This is a genomic window from Amycolatopsis sp. La24 (assembly GCF_029087445.1).
GTDB classification, from domain to species: Bacteria; Actinomycetota; Actinomycetes; order Mycobacteriales; family Pseudonocardiaceae; genus Amycolatopsis; species Amycolatopsis nivea.
Map to the genome: position 1 here is coordinate 63,810 of NZ_JARACH010000011.1, position 12,284 is coordinate 76,093.

9 protein-coding genes are annotated in these 12,284 nt (G+C 69.2%); 4 read left to right on the plus strand and 5 right to left on the minus strand.

The annotated features are described in order from the left end of the window. Positions 1–265: 265 nt before the first annotated feature. Genes PUT80_RS13975 through PUT80_RS13995 form a run of 5 tightly spaced genes read right to left on the minus strand, consistent with a single transcriptional unit; the run spans position 266 to position 7,158 of the window. Positions 266–1,714 (minus strand): cytosine permease, encoded by a 1,449-nt coding sequence (locus tag PUT80_RS13975; RefSeq protein WP_275292187.1) that lies wholly within the window; start codon positions 1,712–1,714, stop codon positions 266–268. Further along, positions 1,714–3,120, minus strand: a complete 1,407-nt coding sequence (locus tag PUT80_RS13980; RefSeq protein ID WP_275292188.1) for an aminobutyraldehyde dehydrogenase — start codon at positions 3,118–3,120, stop codon at positions 1,714–1,716. Before PUT80_RS13980 ends, PUT80_RS13975 begins: the two co-directional genes overlap by 1 nt. Further along, the gene (locus PUT80_RS13985; protein ID WP_275292189.1) at positions 3,117–4,760 is read right to left on the minus strand and encodes a thiamine pyrophosphate-binding protein; all 1,644 of its coding nucleotides are present in this window, start codon (positions 4,758–4,760) and stop codon (positions 3,117–3,119) included. The genes PUT80_RS13980 and PUT80_RS13985 overlap by 4 nt, the downstream gene beginning before the upstream one ends. Then, entirely contained in the window at positions 4,757–5,710 is a 954-nt protein-coding gene (gene speB, locus PUT80_RS13990) for an agmatinase (RefSeq protein ID WP_037357511.1), read from the minus strand. Before speB ends, PUT80_RS13985 begins: the two co-directional genes overlap by 4 nt. Then, on the minus strand, positions 5,707–7,158 hold the full coding sequence (locus PUT80_RS13995) for a sodium:solute symporter (protein WP_043838344.1): 1,452 nt from the start codon (positions 7,156–7,158) through the stop codon (positions 5,707–5,709). The genes speB and PUT80_RS13995 overlap by 4 nt, the downstream gene beginning before the upstream one ends. A 107-nt stretch (positions 7,159–7,265) precedes the next feature. On the opposite strand from PUT80_RS13995, the gene PUT80_RS14000 reads away from it, so the two are divergent. From PUT80_RS14000 to PUT80_RS14015, 4 genes are all read left to right on the plus strand, one after another. Then, positions 7,266–8,750, plus strand: a complete 1,485-nt coding sequence (locus PUT80_RS14000; protein WP_275292190.1) for a PucR family transcriptional regulator — start codon at positions 7,266–7,268, stop codon at positions 8,748–8,750. A 175-nt stretch (positions 8,751–8,925) separates the two neighbouring features. Next, positions 8,926–10,410 carry a transposase gene (locus PUT80_RS14005; protein WP_275292191.1) on the plus strand — a complete coding sequence of 495 codons (1,485 nt, stop codon included), beginning with the start codon at positions 8,926–8,928 and terminating at the stop codon, positions 10,408–10,410. 41 nt (positions 10,411–10,451) lie between these two features. Further along, on the plus strand, positions 10,452–11,123 hold the full coding sequence (locus tag PUT80_RS14010) for a response regulator transcription factor (RefSeq protein ID WP_009075614.1): 672 nt from the start codon (positions 10,452–10,454) through the stop codon (positions 11,121–11,123). Beyond that, positions 11,120–12,244 carry a HAMP domain-containing sensor histidine kinase gene (locus tag PUT80_RS14015; protein WP_275292192.1) on the plus strand — a complete coding sequence of 375 codons (1,125 nt, stop codon included), beginning with the start codon at positions 11,120–11,122 and terminating at the stop codon, positions 12,242–12,244. Before PUT80_RS14010 ends, PUT80_RS14015 begins: the two co-directional genes overlap by 4 nt. The last annotated feature ends 40 nt before the right edge of the window (positions 12,245–12,284 follow it).

The following is a 12,284-nucleotide window of genomic DNA, read 5'->3' on the forward strand; positions in this document are numbered from 1 at the left end:
CGGAGTAGTGATCGATCCGGTGCTGCTGCGCGCTTCCTCCGGCACTTGGCGCCATGGTCGATATCAGGTGTTTTTGCTGACGAAGCCAGGCGACCAGGCTCATCGACAGCTGAGCGCGCCCCTGCCGCACGGCGGCAGTGGGCGGGGCTCAGCTTTCGTGCAAAGGCAGCGGTACGTATCGCTTCACGCGCTGGAAACCGCGCGGTCGACAGCTGATTTGTGAGTAACGACGGCGGGTTCCAGAGATCAGGGAGCCGCCCGCCGCTCACGCTTCGGCAACCACCGCTTCCGCAGCGATAGCCGACGAAGGCCCGAAAACCTCCCGAGGCTCCGGAAACACCTTCACCAGCACCGGATACGCCACCGCGGCCGTGCACAGCGTCACCACCAGGCTGATGTCCACCCCGCCCGCGATGCCTGCCAGCGGTCCGGTGATCATCGGCGTGTTCGCGCACAGCAGGCCCAGTCCGGTGGCCGGGATCCAGGCCGCCATCGCGCGCCAGTTGACGCCCCGATGGAACCAGTACCGTCCGCCGGTGCGGCCCTCGTTGAAGACTTGCAGGTCGGCCGGGTCGTAGTAGCCGCGGCGTTGTACGTAGCCGATCATCATGATCACCATCCACGGCGACGTGCACAGCACGATCAGCGTCGCGAAGGCGTTGATGCTGGACACCATGTCGAGCACGAAATTGCCGACGAAAATGAACAGCACACTGAGCGTCCCGATCAGCAGCGTCGCCCGTACGCGGGACAGGCGCGGGAAGATCGAGCTGAAGTCCAGTCCGGTGCCGTACAGCGCGGTGGTGCCGGTGGACAGCCCGCCGATCAGTGCGACCACGATCAGCGGGATCGCGTACCAGAGCGGGGAAATCGCGGTCAGGCCGGTGACGTAGTCGGCCGGGTCGGCGACCAGGGTCGCGGTCGCGATGCCGAAGCCGAACGGCAGCAGCGTCGCCAGCTGGGCGAGGAACGGCGCGGCCAGCAGCGAGCGGCGCGAATGGGTGGCCGGGATGTAGCGCGACCAGTCGCCGAGGAACGCGCCGAACGAGATCGGGTTCGCCATCACGGTCAGCACGGCGAGGATCCACGTCGGCCAGAAGCCGCCGAGGGCGAAGTTGCCGCTGCCCGCGAATGACGGGTCGAACGAGCCGCCGTAGGCGAAGATCCCGACCAGCATGATGAGCGTGCCCAGCGTTACCGCGACACGGTTGACCAGGAGCATGAAGCGGTAGCCGTAAATGCACACGACGAGGACGGCGATCGCGATCACGCCATAGGCGACCGCGCGCAGCACAGGACCGCCGTCGATGCCGAAAAGCCGTTGTGCCGCACCGGCTACCGCGTCGCCGCTCACCCACACCGAGATCGCGAAGAAGGTGATCGCGGTGAGCAGCGACAGGAACGAGCCGACGCACCGGCCGACCACGCCGAAGTGCGCGCCGGACGAAACAGCGTTGTTGGTGCGGGTGACCGGGCCGAACAAGGCCATCGGGGACAGCACGAGCGCGCCGAGCACCACGCCCACGACAGTCGCCGCGAGCGCGGCCCAGAAGCTCAGCCCGTACGCGATCGGCAGCGTGCCGAGGATGATCGTGGCGAACGTGTTGGCCCCGCCGAACGCGAGCCGGAACAGGTCGCGGGGCCGGGACGTCTGCTCGGCGGGCGGGATCGGCGCGATGCCGTGCTGTTCGACCTCGGTGACTTTGTCGCTCATCACTCGAACCTCGTCATCACGTGCTTGACCCGGGTGTACTCGGCGAACGAGTACGCCGAGAGGTCCTTGCCGTGCCCGGAGTGGCCGAACCCGCCGTGCGGCATCTCGGCGGTCAGCGGGCCGTGCGTGTTCACCCACACGCAGCCGAAACCGAGGTCGCGCGACACCCGTGCGACGCGGGCGACGTCGTTCGTCCAGACCGAAGAAGCCAGCCCGTACGGGACCCCGTTGGCCAGCTCCAGCGCTTCCGTCTCGTCGGCGAACGGCTGGACGGTGATCACCGGCGCGAAGACTTCCTCCTGCACCAGTTCGTCGTCCTGCCGGAGGCCGGACACGACGGTCGGCGCGAGCTGGAAGCCCGGTCCGGGCGCGGTGCCGCCGGTTTCGACGCGGGCGTGCGACGGCAGCCGCTCCAGCAGACCGAGCACGCGGTCGAGCTGGGCGCGGCTGTTGAGCGGGCCGTAGTCGACGTCCGGACGGCGGGTGGCGGCCGTTTTCTTCAGCGCGGCAACGAATTCGTCGTGGACGCTCTCGTGCACCAGCACGCGGCTGCCCGCGGTGCAGTCTTGCCCGGCGTTGTAGAACGCGGCGTCGGCGATCCGTTCGGCGGTGTCGGCGAGGTCGGTGTCCGGGAAGACCAGCAGGGGAGCGTTGCCGCCCAGTTCCAGGTGGGTGCGCTTGAGATCGGCCGCGGCGACGGTGGCCACGTCGATGCCGGCGCGCGTCGAGCCGGTGATGGACACCAGGTCGGTGTGCGGGTGCCGGACCAGCGCGCGGCCGGTTTCCCGGTCGCCGCACACGACGTTGAACACGCCTGGCGGCAGGAATTCCGCCGCGGCCTCGGCCAGCAGCACCGCGGTGGACGGCGTGGTTTCCGCCGGCTTGAGCACCACGGTGTTGCCCGCGGCGAGCGCCGGGCCGATCTTCCACACGGCCATCATCAGCGGGTAGTTCCACGGCGCGATCTGCGCGCACACGCCGATCGGCTCGCGGCGGATCACCGACGTGTGCCCGGGCAGGTACTCGCCCGCGCCGGTGCCTTCGAGCTGCCGCGCGGCGCCGGCGAAGAACCGCAGCGTGCTCACGCATTCCGGGATTTCCTCGTCCAGCATGACCGAACGGACCTTGCCGGTCTCGCGGACCTCGGCGTCGGCGAACTCTTCCGCGCGGGTTTCCAGCGCGTCGGCGATCTTGAGCAGCGCTTCCTGACGCTGCGCGGGCGTGCTGCGCCGCCATGACTGGAACGCGCGCGCCGCCGATTCCATCGCCAGGTCGATTTCGTTCCGCCGGGAAATGACGCTGGTGCCGAAGACCTTGCCGGTGGCCGGGTTGGTCAGTTCGAGGGTCGCCTCGGTGTCGGGCGTGTCGACCAAGGCCCCGCCGACGAAGTTGCGGACGTGGGTCATGAATGCTCCAAATGGGTTGGGGCGAACATCTTCAGCAGCGCGGGAAGCACGACGACCGACGGGCCAGGGGTGCGCAGCGCGTCGGCGAGATCCGTGCGGACACTGTCCACAGTGGTCTTTCGGGCGGGGATGCCGAACGATTCGGCGAGCGCGACGAAATCCGGTCGCGGCAGTTCGGTCGCGGTGGTCTGGCCGAACGCGCCGGTGAGGTACTCGCGGAGGATGCCGTAGCCGCCGTCGTCGACGACCAGCCAGGTCACGTCGAGCTGGTGCTGCACGGCGGTGGCCAGTTCGGCCAGTCCGTACATCGCGCCGCCGTCGCCGGACACGGCCAGCGACCGCACGCCTGCCGCGGCAGCGCCGAGCGCGCCGGGAAGGCCGTAGCCGAGCCCGCCCGCGCCTTGCGCGGTGTGGATCGGCGCGCCGTCCGGATTCCAGACCGACCAGGCCCAGTAGGCCGCGATGGTCATGTCCCAGAAGGTTTGCGTGCCTTCGGGAAGCGCGGCACGGATGTCGTCGATCAGCTTCCGTTCGAGCGTGAGCGGCTGACTGTCCAACCTGGACTCGACGCGCGCGAGCAGATCCTTCACCGCGGCTTCGGCGCGGCCGTCCGGGGTGCGCGGCGTGAGCTGGCCGAGCAGTGCGCGAAGGGTGTGCCGGACATCTGCGTGCAGCCCGAGCGCGGGGTAGTTCGACTCCAGTTTCCCGAGATCCGCTTCGACCTGCACGACCTGGCCGCGCGGCGCGAACTCGCGGTAGTTGCTGGACAGCTCGCCCAGCCCGGAGCCGAGCACCAGCAGGACGTCGGCGGCGGAGAGGAATTCCGTGGTGTGCCAGTCTTCCATCCACGATTGCGCGGACAGTTCGTGGTCCCAGGCGAAAACGCCCTTGCCGCCGAACGTCGACACCACCGGCGCGCGCAGGGTTTCGGCGAGCTGGCGCAGTTCCTCGTGCGCCCCCGAACGCAGTGCGCCGCCGCCGGCGAGGATCACCGGATTCTTCGCTGCGTCAAGGAGTTTCGCGGCTTCGGCCACTAGCTCCGGCAACGGTTCGAGCGGTGCGGCCGCCGCGGTCACGGCGGTCAGCTGCGGCAGGATCGTCTCAGCGAGCAGCACGTCCTGCGGGATTTCCACCCACACCGGCCCGTACGGCGCGGTCGCGGCGGATTCCCACGCCTCGCGCAGCGCGGTCGGGATCTGGCTGATCGACCGGACCACGTGCACCGACTTCGCGACGTCCCGGAAGCTGGCCTGCTGGTCGGTGAGTTCGTGCAGGTAGCCGTGCCGTCCGCCGCCGAGCCCGGCGACCGGGACCTGGCTGGAGATGCCGAGCACCGGCACCGAGGCCGCGCGCGATTCCTGCAGCGACGCCAGCGTGAGCAGCGCGCCGGGGCCGGTCGATACGATCATCGGCGTGACCGGCACCGGACCGTGCGGATCGGCGGCGAGCCGGGCGCGCGCGTGGCCGTCCGCGGCGAAGGCGAGATTGTTCTCCACCCGCGAGCTGACCACGCGCACGTCTTCAGCGCGGCGCAGCGCTTCGAACAAGCCGAGCGCGTGCTGTCCGGGCAGGCCGAACACGGTGTCCGCGCCGAGCGCCCGCAGCGTCTCTACGACAACGTCGCCGCCGATCCGGGTCATGCGCCGCGTCCCAGCGCCAGTAGGCTGACCAGGTCGTAAGCGACGTGCGAAGCAGCGACCGCGGTGATCTCGGCGTGGTCGTAGGCCGGGGCCAGCTCCACGACGTCCGCGCCGACCAGGTTGAGCCCGCGCAGGCCGCGCAGGATCTCCAGCAGCTCGCGGCTGGTCATGCCGCCCGCTTCCGGGGTGCCGGTGCCGGGCGCGTGCGCGGGGTCGAGCACGTCGATGTCCACGGAGACGTACAGCGGACGGTCGCCGATGCGCTGCCGAAGCGCGTCCACGGTCTCGTCGATGCCGCGGCGCAGTACGTCGCCGGAGGTGACGATGCCGAAGCCGAGGCGACGGTCTTCTTCAAGGTCGCGCTTGCCGTACAGCGGGCCGCGCGTGCCCACGTGCGACACGGCGCTGGTGTCGAGGATGCCTTCTTCGACCGCGCGACGGAACGGCGTGCCGTGCGTGTACGGCTCGCCGAAGTAGGTGTCCCAGGTGTCGAGGTGGGCGTCGAAGTGAAGCAGCGCAACGGGACCGTGCTTCTTCGCCGCCGCGCGCAGCAGCGGGAGCGCGATGGTGTGGTCGCCGCCGACCGTCACGAGCTTCGTCTCGCCCGCCGTAAGCGCTTCGGCTTCCTGCTGCAGCTTCTCGATCGCTTCGCCGATGTGGAACGGGTTGACCGCGATGTCGCCGGCGTCGACGACCTGCTTCTCCGCGAACGGCGAAACGTCCAGACCCGGGTGGTAGGGCCGCAGCAGCCGGCTCGCCTCGCGAAGCGCCGAAGGACCGAACCGCGCGCCGGGGCGATAGGACACGCCGGAGTCGAACGGCACGCCGACCACGGCTACGTCGGCGCTCGGCACTTCGTCGATCCGCGGCAGCCGCGCGAAGGTCGCGAAGCCGGCGAAGCGCGGGATCTGCGACGAGTCGAGCGGGCCGACCGGACGCTGTTCACTCACTGGGTCAACTCCTGTCGGGTTTCGGATGCGCTGAGATCTTCAGCGGCTTCGGACCCGTGCAGACGTTGTGTCCACACGGAAAGAATGCTGTCCGGCGTACGCGGTGTCGCGAGGCTGACGCCGACGTACACGACCAGGCTGACGCCGAGGCCCCAATAAATCGGACTGTTGGCCGCGACACCGTCGATGATCATGAAGGCGATGACGGACACCGTGCCGGCCACCATCGACGCGTACGCGCCTTCGCGAGTGCCGCGCTTCCAGAACAGCGCGCCGACGATCGTGACGAGAAGGCCGCCGACGAGGATGTCGTACGCGATGGTGAGCGCGTTGACGACGTCGTCCACGAGCATTGCGATACCGATGGCCACGATGCCCAGCACAAGTGTCGTCACTCGGTTACGCAAGACCTCGCCACTCTTAAGGCCGATCTTGCGGAACAGGTCCGAAGTCGTCGTGGTGGCGCACGCGATGAGCGCGCCGCTCGAAGTCGACATCAGCGCCGACAGCGCCGCAGCGAGCACGAGACCGCGTACGCCGGTGGGCAGCAGCCGTTCGGCGATGGTGGCGAAGGCGTCCTGCGCGCTGCCGAGGTCTGGGTACAGCACCTTCGCCGCCGTACCGATCAGCGCGCCCGCGATGCCGTAGACGAGGCAGTACACGCCGGAGATGACGCCGCCGCCGGTCGCGACGCGCGGCGTGCGCGCGGTGAACACGCGCTGCCAGATGTCCTGCCCGATCAGCAACCCGAACGTGTAGATCAGGAAGTAGGTCAGGATCGTCTCGCCGCCGATCGAGGTGAACTCGAAGTACGACGCGTCCAGCTTCTCGGCCATCCCGCTGAAGCCGCCCGCCGAGACGAGCGCGACCGGCAGCAGCACGAACAGGATGCCGATCGTCTTGATCACGAACTGCGCGATGTCGGTCAGCGTGATCGACCACATGCCGCCCAGCACCGAGTACAGCACCACGATCGACCCGCCGATCGCGATCCCGGCCCAGCTCGGGATCGAGAACAGCACCTTGAAGATCGACGCGAACGCCAGCGTCGAGGTGACCGTGAGCATCAGCGTGTAGCCCCACATCACCGCGCCGGACACCGCGCTCGCGCGGCCGCCGTAGCGCAGGTCGAGCATCTCGCCGACGGTGTAGACGCGCAGTTTCACCAGCCGCCGCGCGAAAACCGCGTGCAGCACGAGGATCCCGACGCCGATCGTGATCACCAGCCACGCGCCGGAGATGCCGTAGGTGTAGCCGAGCTTCACGCCGCCGACGGTCGACGCGCCGCCGAGCACGACGGCCGACATCGTGCCGGAGTACATGAACCAGCCGAGCCGCCGTCCGGCGACCAGATAGTCGGATTTGGTCTTGGCCAGCCGGAGGCCGATCCAGCCGACCCCGATCATGCCCGCGATGTACAGCGCGATCACCGCATAGTCGCCGCCCACGGGTCCTCCTCGAAACGGGGTGGGGTTCTTGCGGGACACCGTAGGGTCGGGCGACCCCGCGGCGGCATGGGACGATGTATCCAGGACTTCGCCGGAGATTGGTTGAAATGACCCACCAGGACGTGCTGTTGCCCGCGGAGGTGACAGTCCCACTACGCACCGTCGCGGGCAACCCGGAGCTGGCGCTCGACGTCGTGCCCGAAACGCTCCGCCCGGGCGCGCTGGACCGGCCGGTGCGGTGGGCGCACGTGAGCGAACTGGCCGACCCCGCGCCGTACCTGGTGGGCGCCGAACTCGTGCTCACCGCGGGCGTGAACCTGCCGAAGGACGCCGACCGCTACGTCCGAGGGCTGTGTGACGCGGGCGTCACCGCGCTCGGTTTCGGCCTCACCCCGACGGTCTCGGAAACTCTGCCGCCCTCACTGCGCGACGCCTGCGCGGAGCACGGCCTGCCGCTGCTGGTCGTGCCGCCCGCGACGCCGTTCCTGGCGATCAACCGCGCCGTCGCAGTCGCGCTCGCCGAAGCGGGGCGGCACGAAGAACGGCGACTGGCGGAAGGTCGCGAAGCGCTGACGCGAGCCGCTGGCGGCGGTCTGGGGGAGTTGGTCGCCGCGCTCGCCGGACGCTTGCGCGGGTGGGTCGCGATGGTCGGCGCCGGGGACGTACTGGCTGCGGGCTACGACGCGCCGCAGCCGTTGCCGTCGCCGGTGAAGGAATTGCTCGCGACCTTGCGAGCTCGCTCCGGAATCCGCATCGCCTCCACTGAATTGCCGGACGGCACGCATGTTGTCGCGCAGCCGGTCTATCCGCAGGCGACCGCGGCGCACCTGGTCGTGGTCGGCCGGGCGCAACGGTTCGACAGCGGAGACCGGGCGATCCTGGCCGTCGGCGCGGCGCTGCTGGGCCTCGTCGGCCGCGCCGGATCGGACAGCGCGGAACTCGGTGCCGCGGCGACAGCGTTGCTGCTCGGCGGTCCCGGCGCGGATGCGCTCGCCGGAGTCGTCGGCAGCGATCAAGCCCGGCTCGTCGCCGGAATCGCCCACCGAAAGGGTCCGGACGCGCTCGCCCGACGGCCGGACTGGCTGCGCGCCCGGCTCGACACCCCGCTGGTCCAAGTCCTGCCCGGCCCCCGCTTCTACGCCATCGCAGGCGAACCCAGCGACCTGGACGGTCTCCTGGAACACGGCTGGCTCGCGGTCGCCAGTCCGCCGCACCCCGCCGCGGACCTGCCCGCTGCTGTCGCGGAAACCGAACTGCTGCTCGCCCGCGCCCGCGCGCTGGCCCGTCCGCTGGCCGCCAGCGCCGACCCGCTCGGCTTCGACGAACTGATCCCGCCCGCCGCGGCAGGCGCGTTCGCCGAACGACTGCTGGCCCCGCTGCGAGAACTGGACCGCGCGCACGGCCGCGAACTGGTGCCGACGCTGCGAACGTGGCTGGCGAACCACGGAAGCTGGGACCGGACCGCCACCGAACTCGGCGTGCACCGCAACAGCGTGCGGCACCGGATCGGTCAGGTGGAACGGGCACTGGGCGTCGAGCTGGCCGACCCGGAAACGCGGATGCGGCTGTGGTTCGCGTTGCGGTGGGGCTGAACGAGAGTGTCCCCCCCTCCGGTATTGTGTGCTGGTCCACCGGAACTCGGTCGCATGCCGGATCGCGCGAAATCTGTTCAAGACCGGAAAACGAGCTTTTTTAGCAGGAACTGCGCCGATCGGCGCAGAACCCGCTATGCGTCAGCGAGATCATGGAAGGCAGGGTTGAGACATCGTGACTGTTGTCCGTTCGTTTCGGCTGCATTCCAGTGCCAACGAGGGCAAGCACGCTCAAGTGGCAGCTCTGTTGCCGCGGTGGCAAGCCGGTCTGGGCCGAGCGCAATCCGAAGCGGTCGCTATCTTCTTCACCACAGGAAAGCTGCCGCGGTGGATCGACGCCAAAACATGGGGCGGCGGGTTGTCGCAGCGCCAGTGGGATTCGGTCGTCGCGCAGGCGATCGCGGCGCACCGTTCGTGGCTGGGCAGTTGCGAGAACGAGTTCCGTCGAATAGTCGCTCGCTCCGCTCTTTCAGCCGCGTGCAAGCGCGACCTGTTCTACCTCAACAAAGCACACGCATGGCATGCTCCCGCGACCGGCGAGCGGGTGGCGATCTCCGGCAAAAGCAGTATCCCGGAAGAGGTGCTGAGGCTGGCCCGCCGTATCTTCAAACAGGCCAGGACTCGTGTCCGGCATCCGGATTTGCGGCGGGCCCGCACGATGGTGATGGACGGTAAAATAGCCGCCGTGGAGACCTCCGAAAGGGAGCACGCCGACTATTGGGTGCGGATTTCCACGCTGCGGGCGGGCAAGCCGGTGTGGATTCCGCTGCACGCTCACCGTGCCTTCCTCGAACGCCTCGCCACACCGGATGCGCGGCTGGCCAGCCACTGCCAGGTTCGAGTTGCGGAGGACGGCACCGTGACCTACCGGCTGGCTGTCCATACCCCCGTCGCCAGACCACGTGAAGGCGGACGCACTGTCGGCGTGGACTGGGGTCTCTCAACACTGCTGGCCACCAGCGACGGCCATCTGCGCGGACGTGGCTTTCTCGCCCGGCTCCGTGCGTACGACGACCGATTGCAGCCTTTGGCGGCGGCGTTGCAGCGCAACGGAATCAAGCTCGGCAACTCCCGGCGTTATCGGGCGCTGGTCAACGACATCCGCGAGTTCGTCACCAACGAAACCAACCGCTGCCTCAACCGCATCGCGGCCGACCCCGCGATCTCGACGCTGGCGGTCGAACGGCTGGACCTGCGAGGCATGGTGCGGCAAGGCCAGCTCTCCCGTCGCATGCGCCGTCTGATAACCGTCGCGGGACGCGGGGCTGTGCGAGCCAAGCTCGATTCCTTGCGTGAAGACACGGGACTGTCCACTGTCGAAGTCAATCCTGCCCCCACCAGCCGCGAATGCGACGGCTGCGGATACACGCACCCTGGCAACCGCCGAACCCAGGACATCTTTCGGTGCCGGTTCTGCGGAAAAATCGTCCACGCCGACATCGGCGGCGCCCGCACAATCCTGGGACGTTCCCAGCTCGAACGGCACTGGCTCGACCGGCCTCGTGGACACATCCTGACCGCACTCGACAACGACTTCCAGGCCCGCTGGGGACTGAGATTTGCCGATGTGGTTCAGCGACGCAACACCATGGTGCCACGAGTCGCACCCGCGCCGGCTGCTTCAGCGGCGGAAGCAAACGCTCATCCACGCGTTGCATGACTCTCTCAGGTGCTCTCAGGAAACTATGGGATTGTGGTCTGGTGCGAGTTCTGGTAGTCGAAGACGAAGAGCCGTTGGCCGACGCGATCGCCCGCGGGCTGCGGCGGGAGGGCATGGCCGTCGACATCGCGCTCACGGGCGACGACGGGCACGAGAAGTCGTCCGTCACGCGGTACGACGTGGTGCTGCTCGACCGCGACCTGCCCGGGATGTCCGGCGACGACCTGTGCCGCGAGATCGTGACGTCCGGCGAGCTGACGCGCGTGCTGATGCTGACCGCGAGCAGTTCGGTGTCCGACCGGGTGGACGGGCTGTCCCTGGGCGCGGACGACTATCTCGCCAAGCCGTTCGCGTTCCCGGAGCTGGTCGCGCGCGTGCGGGCGCTGGGCCGCCGCGCGACGCCCGCCGCGCCGCCGCTGCTCACCGCGGGCGACGTCGAGCTGGACCCGGCGAAGCGCACCGTCCGGCGCGCGAGCGGGCCGGTCGAGCTGACCCGCAAGGAGTTCGGCGTGCTCGAGGTGCTGCTGTCCGCGGGCGGATCCGTGGTCAGCAGCGAGGAACTGCTCGAACGGGTGTGGGACGAGAACGCCGACCCGTTCACCACGACCGTCCGGGTCACCGTGATGACCTTGCGCAAGAAGCTCGGCGAACCGGGCATCATCGAGACCGTGGTCGGCTCGGGCTACCGGGTGTCGGTCGCCGGTTCCGAGTGAAGCTTCCCGGCGCCCGCAGCCTGCGGGTGCGCGTCACCGTCCTGGCGACCGTCCTGGTCGCCGCGGCGGGGTTGCTGCTGCTGTGGCTGGCGTGGACGCTCGTCGGCGACGCCGTCGACGCCGTGCCGCACATGCCGCCGGGCACCATCGTGCGAGTCGACGGCATCGACGTGGACGCGTCCACGCTCGCGCAGCACCTGCGTCAGCACGCGGTCACCCGGGTGCTGATCTTCGGCTCGCTGGCGTTCTGCTTCGTGGTGGCCGCGGCGGCGATCCTGGCTTGGACGTTCACCTCCCGCGTGCTGCGGCCGCTGCGCGAGATCACCGGGACCGCGCGGCGGCTGTCGATCGAGTCGATGGGGGAGCGCATCGGCGAGATCCGCTCGCGCGACGAACTGGCCGAGCTGGCCCGGACGTTCGACGACATGCTGGACCGGCTTCAGGACGCGTTCGATTCGCAGCGGCATTTCGTCGCCAACGCGAGCCATGAATTGCGCACGCCGCTGTCGGTGATCCGTACGGAATTGGACGTCACGCTGTCCGACGAACACGCCGACGAGGCCGAATTCCGCCGGATGGCCGGGGTCGTGCTGGACGCGACGAACCGGGCGGGACAGCTGGTGAATTCGTTGCTGCTGCTGGCCAGGACCGACGGAGCCGGCCTGGTGACGCGGGAGCTGGTCGACCTGACCGTGCTCGTGGAACGGGCTTGGTCCGCGGTCCGCGGCGAGGCTGAACAACGCGGCCTGCGCGCGGATTTCGCGATGCAGCCGTCGCCTGCGATCGGGGATTCGGCCTTGCTGGAACGGATCGCCGGGAACCTGGTCGAGAACGCGGTGCGGCACAACGTCGACGGCGGCTGGATCGAGGTGACGACGGAGCCGGGCGCGCAATGGTCGACGCTGCGGGTGCGTTCGTCGGGCGGGCTGCTGGACCCGGCGGCGGTGCCGGAACTGTTCCAGCCGTTCCGCCGCGCCGGGGTGGCCCGGACGGCGCGTTCCGGTGCGGGACTGGGACTTTCGATCGTGCGGGCGGCGGTGCAGGCCCACGGCGGGACGGTGTCCGCGGAGCCAGTGGTCGGCGGCGGGCTGGCGGTGACTGTGCGGCTGCCCTCGGTGTAGCACTTATGTAGCACATGAGAGAAAAGGTTGCTACACTCCT